Origin of the sequence: Dapis purpurea BLCC-M126 (assembly GCF_050015975.1) — a bacterium.
Classification (GTDB): Bacteria; Cyanobacteriota; Cyanobacteriia; order Cyanobacteriales; family Microcoleaceae; genus Trichodesmium.
Genome location: NZ_JBNHER010000327.1, coordinates 37907 through 53298, shown reverse-complemented (window position 1 = coordinate 53298; position 15392 = coordinate 37907). Strand labels below are relative to the sequence as shown.

The window sequence follows — 15392 nt, the reverse complement described above, 5'->3', positions numbered from 1 at the left end:
TTTTTTTTCCTTACAGGAGAATGTTTCAACCTTAATGAAAATTATTAATTAAATTATTAATTAATTGACTGGTATTGGTAATTTTTCCGTTTTTTACCACTATTTAGACAGAGAAACAGCCTTATTAACTGCATCCTCTAAGTTTTCCATAACCTCTACTGGTAGACCTGATAAACGTTCCCTCGCTCGGCTAATTCTACCTCCTAATAAACGCAGTACAAATGGAATTTTTTTCTGGTCTATATTTCTTAACTTATTAAAATATTCATATATTATAGTAATCAACTCATCACTTGTCTGAACTATACCTATAACATTTATCAAAACTACCTTAACATTTTCCTTTTGACTAACTAAATCCAAAGCTGCAAACATTTGTGATCGTAAACTATCCTTGACTTCCAAATAATCACCCAACTTAATATTCAGAAAATTAGCTGGTTTTCCCTGGGCTTGCATCACCAAATCAACAGTAGTCATTGTTAAACCTTCACCATTGCATAAAATCCCGATATTTCCCTGTAATTCTATCAATTTCAGTCGATAATCTGGAATAATTTTTTCACTACTCAGACCATTAACATTACTCGTCACCAATAAAGAATTGTTTTCTATTTCCTTTACTTGTTCCTGTTTAATTGCATAATTATTACTAATATTTTTGCCAACTAAATTAACCAAGTCTGGATGACGACCTAAAGCATAATCGTTAACACTAACCTTACCATCTAAAGCCATTACTTCTCCTCTCGGACTAATACCAAGAGGATTAATTTCTACCAAATCTAAATCCTTTTCGACAAATAATTGATACATTTTTTCTACTATGTGGCTTACTGATTCTATCAGTTTTCCTTGCAGTCCAATTTTTACCATTAAACGACGTGCATAAAAAGGGGAAAATTCTTGATTAACAACCACCTGTTGCATATTTTTCATAGCTGTTTCTGTATCAATACCCCCTTGTGCTGAACCCAGAAGTACAGGGCGACGTACTATTGGATCTAAAACAACTGCCAGATATAATTCCTGGTCAGCATTATATTTTGCCTCTGCCAACAAAACTTCTGGATACTCATCTTTAATTGGCAAATTAAAAATTGTCTGAGCTGCTGCCACAGCATCAATTGTATTTTCAACAAATTTAATACCCCCTAAGCTATTTCTTTCACCAGTATGAACTTGAGACTTAAGTACAACTGGATAGGGTATTTTTAATCTTTTTAAATCTTTAGGATAATCTATTCTTTGAGAGGGCAAAACAGGTATCCCCATCTCACTAAACAATGCCTTTGCTTGATATTCTAATAAATCCATATCAACTTAATCTTTGATTTGCTCTAGTTAATAATACTTTGGGATATTTCATTTGAGCATTCCCCAGATTTTGACAAATTTGGCAGCTATACTTGACCAAATATTTGCAGACAAAATAGGCATTCATAATGCTAAGTTTCTTAATATTCTTGAAGGAGTATAATAATTCCTATTACCCATAAATTCCTCCATCAAGCATCTAGTTTTCCCAATCTTTTTTTCTGCTTTACCCTTTTTCTATTAATTTGATTTTTATAACTCATTTTTGTTATGGACATCAAAAAATAAACATCATTCAAGTATAGCAATTGTTAAGGTTGATAATTGTTATGTCTATAACTTTGACTACAACTATTTTTCTTCAATCATAGCAATTTGCGGGCCTATTTGCTAGAAAGAGAGAATCAATCATCTAAAGATATCCCAGCAATTATTACAATTAAATCTTGATTTGCTCCATTTTTTATGCATCTGTTCCCTGTTTCTAGTTAAGCTGTTCCTAATAACTACAGTTTTGTAGCATTATTTAATCCAATTTTTGTAACATAAAAGTGAGATTTCATAACTTAGAAATATAATTGCTATATAACCTGCGATATTAATGTGTTAAAGACATTATCAATAGCTATAACCCCTTGTAGAATCGGGGTTGCACATTAAAGAATGATAATAGATTTTAAGCTGTACATATTGTTGAGGAAACATTATCCAAAAATATCTACTTTCGGATTTAATCATTTCTGATTGTGCAACGCCGTAGAATCACTATTAAAAGAGGAGCGACTTGAATTGCGGATCTGCTCTGTAAGAGCGGGAAATTTCGCTATGCCACCCTACGGGAAACTGGCTCTTTCAGAGGACGCTAACGTTTTTTCATGTCGGCGAGAGCCGAAGTGCAAATTTGTGCAGCAGCTAAAGCTTTTTCCCCTTGAAAGAGCAGGCTTTTGACCTGAATTATTTAATTAATAATTATTAATTATTCGCTAAAATCAGACTTTTCCTGTGGAATACTCCCCAAACAGCTAAGTTGACAAATCAGCTCTAAACTTACCCAAACCCGAAGGTTAACCAACAAAGGGTTTGTGAAGCATCCCTTTAGGAAAGGAATCTCCCAAAATACAATTTTATCCCCGAAAGCTCCGTTGCTGCTTCTATGACAACCAAGGACTAAAGTCTATAAAGTTTCTCGATCTAGGCTAATTCTCCGTAGAGACTCTGCCTACTCATCCATATTGTTTTCTACATTAACAGGACTATTAAAGTCTCTGTCCATTTAAAAACCACATTCTGCAAATTTATAAATCCTCAACTAGAGAAGCATTTTCTATTTATGCCTACAGAGAGAATATATTTGAGAACTTGGCTAAAATCTATATGCTTTAGTAGTTATACCAATTCACTTTAAGGATGTCACAAACAGTTTCAAACTTTGAAATGTAAAATAATTGCCCGAAACTATTGTATTGTCAAAATTTTTATTAATCGCAAATTTAACTTCTGACTTCTAACTTCTGACTTATGACTTTCGTGAAACGGTATTAGCTCCAACTTTTAACTCTCCTCATCACCTCTATGAACCGTTTTTACCCATTTTAATCGCTTAGGTAATACAGACATCCGAGCAATAGTAACGCCCATAACCACAAACCAATGCAACATATAAAAAGTTCCCCGCACACTTTCTAAAAAAGTCAGCAATAAAGACAATGGATGTTCTTTCCTCAAAGCAAACTCCATTACCTTTTCCTCTTGTGCTAAACTTCTTTGTCGTGTTTGAGTTCGACGTAAACCGATAAACATTCCTAACAAAGATACCATCACAGTAAACACAGTTAAGGGACTGGTTACTGGTAAACGACGTAAGATTATTGACATCAAAAAATCAGGCACAGCAGCAACCGATATTAGATATTGTGTCACCCAAAATTGCCATAAATCCCAGGTTTTACCAAATCCCATTCGGTTACGCAAAATCAATTGCCAGTAGTCTAGATAGCGCTGATATCCTCCTTCTGCCCATCGGGAACGTTGATGCCACAAAGCTATCGAGTTAGTTACTCCTTCCTCCATTACCGGTGGAAAAGCCAGAAAATCTATATCCCATTGATTTAAGTGTAGGCGAATAGTTAAATCTAAATCATCAGTAATAGTTTGTTCATTCCACCCCCCACATTCTTCTAAAGCATTCAGACGGACGAACTGGCCATTTCCTCTGAGTTCTCCAATCCCACCAATGGCAATTCGCTGTTCCTGAAAAAAACCATCTAGGACCATTTCTGCAGATTGTCCCTTTGTCCAAAAATTTAGACCTGCATTGGCGATCGCTTTTCTTACTTGTACTGCTCCTACTTTTTCTCTCGCAAAAAGTGGTACTACCTTTCGGAGTAAATCAGGTGTTACCTGTGCATCTGCATCAAACACTCCTAAAATTTCTCCCCTCACAAAAGGTACAGCAGTATTTAGAGCGCCTGATTTACCTCCCCCAGCATCTGGACCTCTTCTAATCACTTTTAGTTGTTGATATTCCTGAGCCAACTGTTCTAACAATACAGGGGTTTTGTCTGTACTATTGTCATCTATTACCCAAAGTTCGTAATTATTAGTAGGATAATCCAAAGCACAGATATTCTTTACCAATTTGCTAATTACAGCTTCTTCGTTTTTCGCTGCTACTAACAGAGAGACATAAGGCCAGTCTGCTAAATTTTCTTCTGATAGAGGTTTTGGAGCTAGTTTTGGTTGAGCAAATAGTATTCTCAAAAGTTGAACTGATAGTAAACCTGTCAAACCCAGAATTATCCAATATCCCCAGGATAGTAAATGAAGTATTATAGTAGTAGTCCAGATCAGCGATAGCATAAATGCTGCCTTACGTCTACGACCATCGTCAATATTCTGATTATTGAGCTTTTTTGTATCCACAACTTCTGTTTCTTGCTCTATTTGGTTAGTATGTGAACTTTCCTGTTTTTCTGATACCTGATGATTTTGCTGTTCATTATCTGAGGTATGGTTTTGATAAATTTGGGTTTCCTGATAGTAATCGTTTTTTGGCCAAGAACTGTCCGGCATAATTCAACTAATCTTAAAAGATCCAACAACTAATAATTTTCTTATGTTTAAGAGACTAACCTAATTCTGCCTTAAAAAACTATAAAGATGGTCTTTTGACCTCCATTCCAGAGATTTAGAGGAGTTTCGGATTGAGAATTTTAGTTTTCAATAATTTCAGGACTTACACCTATTCACCTATTTATAGTTGTAAGCTAATCTATGTACTAGATACTATAGGGGTCTGTCAACTTGGAAATATTTGTAAGCTTGATTAGGGATAATCCTTTTGACAATTAGTTATTCCTCAAAACTATTTTTACAGATTAATAGTTATTTTTTCATATATCTAGTGTTTTACTTAAGTCATAAATTTATATCCGCATCCCGGCTATTTCAACTGTTGATTTCCACCTAATTTATGGTGAGTAAACTACATTTATAACAAGTTTTATAAGTATAAAAATAGTTGCAAAACACAACTCAAGTGTTATGGTATTGAGGTATATGGATTAAATGCTGTTGGAATTTATAATAGCTCCAAGTCAGGATATTACGATCTGTTTTTTTGCTAAGTTTTCTGCCAGATTTTACTACCATTTCGGAAGTAGAAAAAGTCTGTAAAAAGATGACCTTATACTCATCAACTAAAAACAGTGCCACTTTATTGTGCAAGTCTTTAACTAGTGCAGAATGGCGGAAATAACTGACCAGTTACATGCATCCTAAAAGTCTTACTAATCAATACTTCTAACTTCCCCTTCTGGGAGGGGTTAGGGGTGAGTTGACTTCTGACTTCTGACTTCCGCGTAGCGGCACTAGGCTTTGGATACATTCCTTTATAAAATCGGCCACTTAGCCCATTGCTCATGGCTGGTGGTTGGCCATACTTAAGTCATAAGACACAGAAGTAATTCTCATCTTTTTGGTCTTGGGATAGCTAAAATCATTACATGACAATCTTTGGCTAGGTTTTTTTGAGTTGGAAAGCAACAAGTCTAATCTAGCTTGCATATCTTTAAGATGCCCTTGTATTCCTCAAACTTGTCATACTTTCCTCACTCCCCCTGACAGGGGTAAGTTTTTAACAAAAGGGTGAGTAATCACTTTTCTTGAGTATAAAATCTCAAGAAAAATCTAGTTTTTTTATACTCTGTACTTTCCCCTCTCCCCAAACTTCTTTTACATCAGGGGAATAATCCGCAAACATATCGGTGAGACTCTGTTAATGGACTTATGCACCAGCAAAACGACTATTTTTTCTCCTTTAAAGGGTCTAATCCTCATGCCCTATAAAATAAGACAATTTCAGCATCATAGCTGTATCAGCTCAAATCTGAAATATAATCATAGTATAAATTTACATACTTGCTTAACTCCCTAGTTTATCAACAGAAAATAACTAGGTTTTGATAAGTAGTATCGATCATGGAGAGTATTAGGATGTCAATTAATCAATTAAAACCAGCAGAAAAAGGGGAAATAGCTGTTTATAATCCATATTACCCAGAAAAAAGACGTAAATATTTAGGTCATGCTATTAGCTTATACAAACAAAAAAATTTAGAAGGAGCAAGAAATATAGAAGGAGGCGAAAATATTCCTTTTGTTATTACCTGGAATGTTTCTATATTACCTGCAGACATCACTCGTTGCAGAATTCAGTTTGATGGTAATCAAGAACTTAACTATGAAATTATGATGGCTAGTTATGAGTTTGTTGATTTTTTAATTGATGTCTTACTGAATTACAACAAAACTCGTACAATTGATTTTTCTAAGACTTTCTACGGAAAGCTACTCCACTACGAGTAATCTAGGTTTGATAGTCACTTCTAAGACTGACTTGAAAATAGGATTTCTAGCCTGGTAATTTTATGGGAGTTTTGACTATTGTTATCAAAACTTTGGCTTTTATACCTGCGTTCTCCTAAAAAGGATAGTCTGATCGAACAGCTCACCAATGTTGCCGTTTTACCGAATAATTATTAATTATTAATTATTAATTAAATAATTCAGGTTTAAAGCCTCCTCTTTCAAGAGGAAAAAAAGAAATAATATTTCCTTATATTCAATCCTCTCGGTTTTAACCAGAGGTAATTATCAATTATCCATTATCAATTATCAATTAATGAACAGGAATTTTCTAGCCTAGATAATGCTGGCTGGCTAACAGTTTTATCTCATTTATAAGTTATCCTCCGCAGGAGGAAATTAGTTAACAATACCTCTGCCTAAAACCAGAGCCTTGAAATATTGAAATACTGAATTATCTTTTTTATCCTCTTGTAGGCCAACAGCACGCGACGTAGACAAGGAGAGTCTTGAGACTTTATTTCCTGCCAGGAAATTTAGAAGGAAAAAAAATCTGGAGTGTTATAAAATGCTTTGCTTTAGACAAACTTATTCATAACAAACCAATTTGCCTAAAGGACTAAGCAACAACTTACTGCTAACTTTGGACTTATTGTACGAAATTGACCACAATGTTCACCATATATTCTGGAAAAAGATTTTATATCCTAAGATTGGAGATATAAACAGAAATACTTGCCGTAAAAATGCGATAATTTCCAAAAGTTCATTAATTGCAGGAGTGAGGATGTGCCAAAATCTGCAAATTATTTGCTAATTGGATCGACTGAACCTTACAGTGGCAAATCTACAATTACTTTAGGAGTAGCCCATGAGTTACAAAGGCAAGGTATAAGCATTGCCTATGGAAAACCTTTGGGAAACTTTTTAACCCCAACATCTATTCCCACAGATGCTGATGTGGAGTTTATAACTGACACTCTCAAGCTTTCAGAAAATGGTATTCGACCAACTCTTTTGATGCTCGATCAAAGTACCATAGATAAGCGGTTGCTGGGAGAACAAAAAACAGATTATCAAAAATCTCTAGCCCAATATCTACAGGTAGAGGGAGAGGGTTTAGTAATATTAGAGGGACCTGGTACTCTAGATGAGGGTAGTCTGTTTGAATTATCACTGCCACAAGTTGCGGAAATTCTTAATGCTTCTGTAATTTTGGTAACTCGTCCAAATTCACATTCTTATATAGACTCTTTACTTTCAGCTAAAAAACGTTTAGGTAGTTCCCTTCTCGGTGTAGTCATTAATGATGTCCCAGTAACAGCACAAGAAACAGTAACTACATTAGTAAGACCTTTTCTCGAAGCTAACAATATACCTGTATTAGGAATATTGCCTAGAAGCAGTCTCCTACGCAGTGTCACAGTTGAAGAATTAGTTAAGCAATTAAAAGCTCAGGTGCTTTGTCGCCCTGATCGCCTGGATTTAATGGTGGAAAGCTTGACAATTGGTGCAATGAATGTTAGTGCAGCAATAAAATATTTCCGTAAGACTACAAATATGGCGGTAGTTACGGGGGGCGATCGGACGGACATTCAGCTAGCAGCTTTAGAAACTTCGACCCATTGTCTAATTTTAACTGGGCAACTTCCACCTGATGAGTTAGTGCTGCGTCGTGCTGAGGATGTAGAAGTGCCTGTTTTGTCAGTAGACTATGATACTCTATCTACTGTGGAAATTATAGATCGAACCTTTGGTAGTGTCCGTCTACATGAACCTCTCAAAGTAGAATGTGTTACAAGACTAATGGCACAAGATTTTGATTTTGAACGCTTGTTCAATCATTTTCAGCTAGGAGTATAGCTAGGAAATTATTCGTCTTGATTCCAGATACGATGTAAACCCATTAGTATGAATTTGAGTAATCCTAAATGACAAACAGGTTTAGCATCTAAGTGGGAAGCATCAAATATGCAGACCTCACCACAGTTATACTGATTCTCAAAGATAACTATTAAGATCAATAATTTCTGGGGGCCTTGAGTATCAGGAGCATAAATAGGCTCCATTGAGGTAGCAGTTAGATGATAAGTTTGCTGTAGTGAGAGTATTGGTTTGATGCTGGAAACGAGCAATTGCTCCAAACATTTCTTGACTAATATCTACATCTTGGTTTATGAACTGAGAGATAAGTAAAGCCAGATAACTTTCCTACTTCAGCAGATACAAGTGTGCGAAATTAGGGAGTATCTAGTAATTTATTTATACGACCAGATTCAGGTTCTAGATATATCTGCCAGAAAATGCCTTGAGGCACATTATGATTTTGGCCACTAGCTACTTCTTGCAAGTAGTTATTTATTTGGTCAAAATCTGCATAGCGGACCAAAGTAACTACTACCGTATCGTCTTTGTCTAGATAACCATTGCCAAAATTATACTGAAACCAAGGTTCAGTTTCTTGACGACTAATTGGTTTTAGGCATGAACAGTCACAAACCAAAATTTGTGTACCTAATTCTGATTCCCAGGTTAAATTATCAAGAAAGTCTTGACTTTTGTAAAAGCTAGCAATAGTCGTAACCGTACAGGTGGAATGAAAAATATCAGATATGGGCTAGCTAGAATAAACTCATGAATTAGACGCACACCAGATATTGATATCAGAGCTTTTTGCTGAATTTTTCCGGTACTACTACTACGGTATATATTTAATGATATATTTTGTCCAGGAGTAAGTCCAAAATTATATTTATCTCCTGTAATGCTATATCTTTTCGGATGGGCTGAATAGCTTTGGTGATTTTCTAAACTCCCTAAATTTTCTAGAGCCAAACTTTCTAAAGTCTGTAAGTTAATACCTTAAGGATGTCTACTTTCCCATAAAGCTAAAAGTTTATTTGGCAAAGTAAAAACGGAAGTATTAGGAGTATTTTTGACAAATTTAGTTACTCACTCCGATAGATTTCCTGGGGGGTTTGTTCCATAAACGCCAAAAATATATCTTCCTTTTTGTGTCTCAGCTTGGTATTCTGCTTTTTGCACATAACGGTAAACAGCCTTGGGTTCTTGACCCCTCAAAACATATAAATTAGAATTTACAGCTAAGATAACACCATCCCCATTCAACCAATGTCCTATTTGTTGTCCATTGTGTGATAATTTGTTAGGTCAATTTCTGTATAAAGACCCTTTTAATCTAGAGGGTACTATACCGGAAATAATGGGAAGGGGAGTAAGAGGAAGTTCTAAGGCTAGTTAAGCCAAAGCTTCTGCCCATCCTGATGTTTCTATTGATTGATTTTTTGGACTCAATTGCAATTTTTCCTACAAAATAAATGTACAAAAATATATTTAATTGCTATAATCCCTTTGGAAGTTTTATTACATATAGATAAAATCTTTGAGTCAATCAATTGATATACCCAAGGTAGATGATTTTTTACAGGAACTTTTAGCAATCCAACAAACAGGTTCTAAGAGAATTGCTGTGTTAGGTTCTCGTCATGTTCCTATTACTCATCAACAATTAATTGAGTTGTTAAGTTATGCTTTGGTATTAGGTTCAAATCATATTATTACATCGGGTGCAACGGGTACTAATTTAGCAGCAGTTCGGGGTGCAATGAGGGGAGACCCTAATTTGGTTACGGTTATTTTACCCCAAAGTTTGCAACGGCAACCAAGAGAATCTCGCCAAGAATTGGAGAAGGTAATTCATTTGGTGGAAAATCCTAAAAATGATCAATTATCTTTAGCTGAAGCAAGTTCTATTTGTAACCAAGAAATTGTTTCTCGATGCCAGCAGTTGATTTGTTTTGCTTTTCACGAAAGTCATACTTTATTGAAGACTTGTCAAGATGCAGAAGAACAACGTAAAGTAGTAACTCTGTTCTACCTAGATTAATTTTCCTAAAAAAATGAGTTTGTTGGAGTTACCAGCACCATCTATTTTACTTGATGCCATTGTAATAGGAGCAATCCTAGTTTACGCACCTTTTTTAGTAGTAGCCTACGGTCGTATTAAAGTAGGCTATGATTTGGCTGCGCCTCGTGCTTTATTTGAAAAATTGCCTGATTATGCTAAGAGGGCAACTTGGGCACATCAAAATTCTTTTGAAACTTTTATTTTATTTGCAGCAGCTTCTTTTATGGCTTATTTGACAGAACAAAATTCTGTGTTGGCTATAGGAGCAGCAGTTGCTTTTATAATTGGGCGATTTTTTTATTCGATATTTTATATTTTGGATGTACCTATAGGGCGATCGCTAATGTTTGCTATTAGTTCTTCTGGTACGGCTATTTTGTTTATACTAAGTTTAATCAGTGTGAATAATTTTTAGTAAGCTATTTTAAGATAAAGAGTCAACTTATAAAGCTGATAACTGACCCCTGACATACTTACAGTAAAACTAGAATAATATGTGGAAAAATTATGGCATCTACATCATCTTTTGATATAGTCAGCGATTTTGATAGACAAGAATTAGTTAATGCTATAGATCAAGCAGATAGAGAAATTAAAGCTCGCTATGACTTGAAAGATTCTAATACAACATTAGAATTAGGAGAAGATACAATTACGATTAATACCAGTAGTCAATTTAGTTTAGATGCGGTTCATACTGTTTTACAAACTAAGGCAGCTAAACGGAATTTATCGTTAAAGATATTTGATTTTGGTAAAGTCGAATCTGCCAGTGGTGGTAGAGTTAGGGAAGAAGTTAAACTACAAAAAGGCATTAGTCAAGAAAATGCTAAAAAAATTACTAAGTTGATTAAGGATGAATTTAAAAAAGTGCAAGCTTCAATTCAAGGTGATGCGGTGAGAGTTTCTGCTAAGTCTAAAGATGAATTACAAGCAGTAATGCAAAGATTAAAAGCAGAAGATTTTCCGATGCCATTGCAATTTACTAATTATCGCTAAAATAGGGAGTAGGGAGTAGGGAACAAACAAAAAACAAAAAATATTTACCCCGTCAAAAGTCTAGATATTGTACCTCATAATAACGGGAAATTCTATATTATATAGTCTGATTCCATTCTAAATTTAGAATGTAAAAAAACTTGGCTTAAAAATTTCTATTTTAGTCATACAAGAATGGAAAAACTACTCTGACAATTTTTATTCCTATCTCCTCTAAATTCCAATTTATCCTTACTGCTAACTGCTACTCTTACCAAAAGACTTTTTGAGTAAATCCTAATTAATCATCCGGAAATTGCCAACAAGAAATACGCTCAATATTGGTACTTTTGCAATTAGGGCATATTCCTTCCCAGGATGATTCTACCCATTCATATTCGCAGGTATGACAATGACAAAATATATTGTTAGTATTAGCATCTTGAATTTTTTTCTGCCAGGCTTGCAATAGAGAAATATCTTGTTGTTTGTTATTTTTTGACATTTTTACTTCTAATTACAATCAATACTTGGAAATCTATTGTTACTACACCGATTCAAATTTTAGGCATTGGCATTATTAAAATACATTTATACAATAATGTATTTGCTAACTAGATTGCAATTTACAAATTATCATTAATTATAATTTTATAAAAAATTATACTCTTATAAAAAGTTCAAAAGTTATGACACAATCACCATCACCACCTCCTACTAACAAAGGTTGTAATAGAAGTGGTTGGATTCCTGGCTGCTGTAGCAGGTGCATTAACATTGATTGAAATTATTAAAAAAGGTTATTGTATTGTTGCAGCTAACTCCCCCCTAATAGTTATGGGTTATTGTTGAGAATACTCAGATAGCCAAAATAAATCTAAGAACTATAAAATTTACCTGAATATCAATCTGAGGCTTATGCGGCTACTTTGAGTCTAAATATGGAAGTATTACTTTGCCTGAAAAGAACAAGGAAGTCTATTCTATTGCTGCTTCAAAACTCCTAGGAACACATAACACTGAAGTCTATAGTCTTACTTTGAGTCCAAATAGCAAGATTTTAGTTGGTGGTAGTACAGATGGCGAGATAAAACTTTGGGATTTCTCAACAGTAGAAGGAATATCAAACCAAAATCTAGTTAGGATTATGAAGCACTATTGCAGGCATAACTCAGATGATGATAGTGATAGGTTTGATTCAAATTCTTCTTGCTTGGAGAAAACAAATACAGCTAAAACAAATTCTGGAGTACATACAATCGCAATATCCAAGAATGGTAAATGGTTAGCATCTGGTGGTTATGACTTAAATATCAAAATTTGGAACTTCGATTCTCAAAAGCAAATGACAAATATTAAAAGCAGTCAAGGTTCAATAAAAAAGCTGATATTTAGTTATGATGCCAACTTTTTAGTAAGTAGTAGTGGCTATACTGATGACTCCTTAGGTGAAAATAATACTGTAAAAATTTGGCGACCTCACTTTATAAATTATAAAAAATTAGGGCAAAAAGAAAAAACTATCACTACAAGTTAATCAGGTTTAATTTCCCTTGCCTTCTCCCAACTTTTATTCGCTTCTTCCATCAAACCTAAATCTCTCAAAACATTTCCTTTCTCATTCCAACCATCATAAAAATTAGGCTTAATTTCTAATGCCTTGTCATAACAATTAACCGCTTCTTTCAAATTTCCTAAACTAATCAAAAAATTAGCCTTATTATACCAAGCTAAATAATAACCAGAATTAATTTCTAAAGCTTTGTCACAACTAGCGATCGCCTCTTCCCATCTCCCTAATTTTCCCAAAGCTTCAGCACGGTTATTCCAAGCCAAATAATCATCAGACTTAATTTCTAAAGCCTTGTCATGGCTGGCGATCGCCTCTTCCCATCTTTGTAACTGTACTAATGCCTTGCCCCGATTGTACCAAACTTGATGATAATCAGGCTTCAAAGCTAAAGCACTTTCCCAGCTATCAACTGCTCCAGCTAAATCTCCAGCTTTTGCTTGCTCTAAACCCAACTGAGCAAATATTTCCGAATTTTGCTCGGCAGACTGTTGTTGATTTTCTACTCCTACCCCAAGTTGACTAACCATTGCCTGAATAACTACTCTTGGGTCACTTGTCTGTATACCTAACTGTTGCGCAACAGTAGCTAATAAATTAGGATTTTCCTGAAGCTTAACCACCAAATCTGCCAAAGCTTCATTTTCTTGATTTTTTCCTAAAGATGGTTGAGCAGGAGGGGAGGCACCAGCATCAGGTCCATCATATTCCCAAATCGCTCCACTATTATCCCGACTTAAAAGTTCAGTTCCAATATTATTAGCTAGATTTCCTAGAGACTCTAGGGAAGGGAGTGATGGAGTCAAATTAGCAAACCTAACCATTCTCTGAGCTAACTCATCATTAGGTTTAGGGGATGCTAATAATCTTTCTCCAAAACGTTGTAGCCATTCTTGCCAAGGTTCAGGTTTACCTCGCTCTCCTAGGTCATCAAAAAAACTCTTTACTCTTTCAGGAGACCAACCTTGAGCAATACCTTCTAAAAGTTGACCGAAGAGAAAATCATAATCTGTATCTGTTAAAGGTGGGAGAGACTCAGAGGGTGGTTGAGTTTCTAAAGGGTTTGTTTGAGATTGAGAGAATAACCCCAAAAATTTTTCCCATAAACTTTTCAGCCATTGCCAAATTCTGCGAACCATTGGTTTGATTAATTAAAATCTTCCTTTCAAAGTATAAACTTTTATTATATTGTAGTATGGTATGGAAGGAAACGAAGAATGCCAGCAAAATGCTCTTAGCCCAACAACTCGAAAACGTGGTACAACAAATGACTAGGCTAGAAAATGAGGAGATTACACTTCCCATATTAATTTCTAGTATGATGATACCTTCCACATTGACGACAAAATATTTTATTACAGTTGTTTATGGAAATGATTATGATGCAACAGAGAATATAACAAAGCTGGCTTCAAAATTATATGATGTTACTTTGCTTTCATCTATTACTTCTACTTATGCAGGCATCCGAAACCATATTGCGAAAAAACGCAATATTCTTATTCCTTTGATTGATGTAACAAAGGAACTTGAAAAAAAGAAAAGAGAAGAGTTGTTTGAGATGCTAAAGGTTGGCGTTAATGAAACAGGAAAGGTTTTTACGCCTAAGAAAAAGTATGGGTATGATGTAGGATGTCCTAAAATTTTGTCTACTAAAGAACGTATTTGGAAGGAGGCAAAATTTGATGATATAAGAGATAGATTTATTATTATTCCTACAGTAGAATTTATTGAACATTTTGATGTTGACTATGATTATACACCTTTATTCAAAGCTCGTGAAGAATTTTGGTTGTCGGCAGCTAGTGAGTTTGAGCAAAATTTGAAGTTGGTTGAAGGTGTTAATAGGCAGTTAATAGCTATGATGGCAGCAATCTATGATATATCTGTATCAGAGGCAGTAGATAAAGTATCTATTTATCAAGAATTCGTAAAAAAATACTTCTAATTCGCTATATTTGCCCCTAATCAAAAAAGGAAAATATATTTAATTCACTATTTAATTCACTTACTAGGCTAGATTTTGAGAAGGATTTGAGAAAATTCCTTAGAACTGTAGCGCTATAGTTTTGATTTATCTATACTTCAGATTCAATTCCTAATCAAAAAAGGAAAGGATATTTAATTGACTGAGTCAGGTAAATGTTGATAATTCCTCCAGAAAAATTCTCAGAACTATAGCGCTATAGTTTTGAATCTATCTATCTGAGATTGTGTGAATTAAATTCCTAATCGAAAAAGGAAAGAATATTTAATTGACCTACTCAATGTAGATGTCGGTCGTGGCTCCAGAAAAGTTCTTAGAACTATAGCGCTATAGTTTTTTTATCTATCTATCTGAGATTATGCGGATTAAATTCCTAATCGAAAAAGGAAAGAATATTTAATTGACTTACTCAATGTAGGTGTTGGTCGTGGCTCCAGAAAAATTCTCAGAACTATAGCACTATAGTTTTTTTATCTATCTATACTGAGATTGTGTGGATTAAATTCCTAATCGAAAAAGGAAAAGAGATTTAATTTACTTACTCCACTAGATGTTAATAATGACTCCAGAAAAGTTTTCAGAACTATAGCGCTATAGTTTTTCATCTATCTATTATCTATCTATACTGAGATTGTGTGGATTAACTTCCTAATCGAAAAAGGAAAGAATATTTAATTGACTCTTCAGCCAGGGGTACTAATAACTGCTATAGTCATTTCAAATAAGGATGAAACACTTTTTTAGCT

At 34.6% G+C, this 15392-nt stretch carries 13 protein-coding genes and 1 pseudogene; 7 read left to right on the top strand and 7 right to left on the bottom strand.

The window, feature by feature from the left end:
* Window positions 1–99 precede the first annotated feature (99 nt).
* On the bottom strand, window positions 100–1317 hold the full coding sequence (locus ACP6PL_RS30055; protein ID WP_426549037.1) for an ATP-grasp domain-containing protein: 1218 nt from the start codon (window positions 1315–1317) through the stop codon (window positions 100–102).
* A gap of 1551 nt (window positions 1318–2868) precedes the next feature.
* Window positions 2869–4389, bottom strand: coding sequence for a glycosyltransferase family 2 protein (locus ACP6PL_RS30050; RefSeq protein WP_426549036.1), 1521 nt, complete (start codon window positions 4387–4389; stop codon window positions 2869–2871).
* Between the two features lie 1422 nt (window positions 4390–5811).
* On the opposite strand from ACP6PL_RS30050, the gene ebsA reads away from it, so the two are divergent.
* Both ebsA and ACP6PL_RS30040 read left to right on the top strand, forming a co-directional pair.
* Window positions 5812–6183 carry a type IV pilus biogenesis protein EbsA gene (gene ebsA / locus ACP6PL_RS30045; RefSeq protein WP_426549035.1) on the top strand — a complete coding sequence of 124 codons (372 nt, stop codon included), beginning with the start codon at window positions 5812–5814 and terminating at the stop codon, window positions 6181–6183.
* A gap of 789 nt (window positions 6184–6972) precedes the next feature.
* Entirely contained in the window at window positions 6973–8046 is a 1074-nt protein-coding gene (locus ACP6PL_RS30040) for a phosphotransacetylase family protein (RefSeq protein ID WP_426549034.1), read from the top strand.
* An 8-nt stretch (window positions 8047–8054) separates the two neighbouring features.
* Here the strand turns inward: ACP6PL_RS30040 and ACP6PL_RS30035 are convergent, their stop codons facing one another.
* The 3 genes and pseudogenes from ACP6PL_RS30035 to ACP6PL_RS30025 all read right to left on the bottom strand — a co-directional run.
* Window positions 8055–8327: a hypothetical protein gene (locus tag ACP6PL_RS30035; RefSeq protein ID WP_426549033.1), complete on the bottom strand. Its 273-nt coding sequence runs from the start codon at window positions 8325–8327 to the stop codon at window positions 8055–8057.
* 95 nt (window positions 8328–8422) lie between these two features.
* A complete protein-coding gene (locus tag ACP6PL_RS30030; protein ID WP_426549032.1) occupies window positions 8423–8686 on the bottom strand; it encodes a hypothetical protein in 264 nt (87 codons plus the stop codon).
* 29 nt (window positions 8687–8715) lie between these two features.
* Window positions 8716–9342 (bottom strand): annotated as a pseudogene (locus ACP6PL_RS30025) (carotenoid oxygenase family protein); the annotation flags it as partial.
* Between the two features lie 244 nt (window positions 9343–9586).
* On the opposite strand from ACP6PL_RS30025, the gene ACP6PL_RS30020 reads away from it, so the two are divergent.
* The 3 genes from ACP6PL_RS30020 (at window position 9587) to ACP6PL_RS30010 (ending at window position 11110) form a co-directional block, all read left to right on the top strand.
* Window positions 9587–10090, top strand: a complete 504-nt coding sequence (locus tag ACP6PL_RS30020; RefSeq protein WP_426549031.1) for a DNA recombination-mediator protein A — start codon at window positions 9587–9589, stop codon at window positions 10088–10090.
* A gap of 13 nt (window positions 10091–10103) precedes the next feature.
* A complete protein-coding gene (locus tag ACP6PL_RS30015) occupies window positions 10104–10526 on the top strand; it encodes an MAPEG family protein (RefSeq protein WP_426549030.1) in 423 nt (140 codons plus the stop codon).
* Window positions 10527–10618: 92 nt separating this feature from the next.
* Complete coding sequence (locus tag ACP6PL_RS30010) at window positions 10619–11110, top strand: YajQ family cyclic di-GMP-binding protein (protein ID WP_426549029.1); 492 nt, start codon at window positions 10619–10621, stop codon at window positions 11108–11110.
* A 280-nt stretch (window positions 11111–11390) separates the two neighbouring features.
* Here the strand turns inward: ACP6PL_RS30010 and ACP6PL_RS30005 are convergent, their stop codons facing one another.
* Window positions 11391–11594: a hypothetical protein gene (locus ACP6PL_RS30005; RefSeq protein ID WP_426549028.1), complete on the bottom strand. Its 204-nt coding sequence runs from the start codon at window positions 11592–11594 to the stop codon at window positions 11391–11393.
* A gap of 450 nt (window positions 11595–12044) precedes the next feature.
* Here ACP6PL_RS30005 and ACP6PL_RS30000 point away from each other — a divergent pair, with 450 nt between their 5' ends.
* Window positions 12045–12626 (top strand): WD40 repeat domain-containing protein, encoded by a 582-nt coding sequence (locus tag ACP6PL_RS30000; RefSeq protein ID WP_426549027.1) that lies wholly within the window; start codon window positions 12045–12047, stop codon window positions 12624–12626.
* Here ACP6PL_RS30000 and ACP6PL_RS29995 read toward each other — a convergent pair.
* Window positions 12623–13798: a tetratricopeptide repeat protein gene (locus ACP6PL_RS29995; RefSeq protein ID WP_426549026.1), complete on the bottom strand. Its 1176-nt coding sequence runs from the start codon at window positions 13796–13798 to the stop codon at window positions 12623–12625. The two genes, ACP6PL_RS30000 and ACP6PL_RS29995, sit on opposite strands and share 4 nt — an antisense overlap.
* A gap of 89 nt (window positions 13799–13887) precedes the next feature.
* Here ACP6PL_RS29995 and ACP6PL_RS29990 point away from each other — a divergent pair, with 89 nt between their 5' ends.
* Window positions 13888–14607 carry a hypothetical protein gene (locus tag ACP6PL_RS29990; protein WP_426549025.1) on the top strand — a complete coding sequence of 240 codons (720 nt, stop codon included), beginning with the start codon at window positions 13888–13890 and terminating at the stop codon, window positions 14605–14607.
* Window positions 14608–15392: the final 785 nt, after the last annotated feature.

Coding starts and splice junctions, on each gene's coding strand:
- ACP6PL_RS30055 (WP_426549037.1), bottom strand. CDS start 1,317: ATGGATTTATTAGAATATCAAGCAAAGGCATTGTTTAGTGAGATGGGG.
- ACP6PL_RS30050 (WP_426549036.1), bottom strand. CDS start 4,389: ATGCCGGACAGTTCTTGGCCAAAAAACGATTACTATCAGGAAACCCAA.
- ebsA (WP_426549035.1), top strand. CDS start 5,812: ATGTCAATTAATCAATTAAAACCAGCAGAAAAAGGGGAAATAGCTGTT.
- ACP6PL_RS30015 (WP_426549030.1), top strand. CDS start 10,104: ATGAGTTTGTTGGAGTTACCAGCACCATCTATTTTACTTGATGCCATT.
- ACP6PL_RS30010 (WP_426549029.1), top strand. CDS start 10,619: ATGGCATCTACATCATCTTTTGATATAGTCAGCGATTTTGATAGACAA.
- ACP6PL_RS30005 (WP_426549028.1), bottom strand. CDS start 11,594: ATGTCAAAAAATAACAAACAACAAGATATTTCTCTATTGCAAGCCTGG.
- ACP6PL_RS29995 (WP_426549026.1), bottom strand. CDS start 13,798: ATGGTTCGCAGAATTTGGCAATGGCTGAAAAGTTTATGGGAAAAATTT.
- ACP6PL_RS29990 (WP_426549025.1), top strand. CDS start 13,888: ATGCTCTTAGCCCAACAACTCGAAAACGTGGTACAACAAATGACTAGG.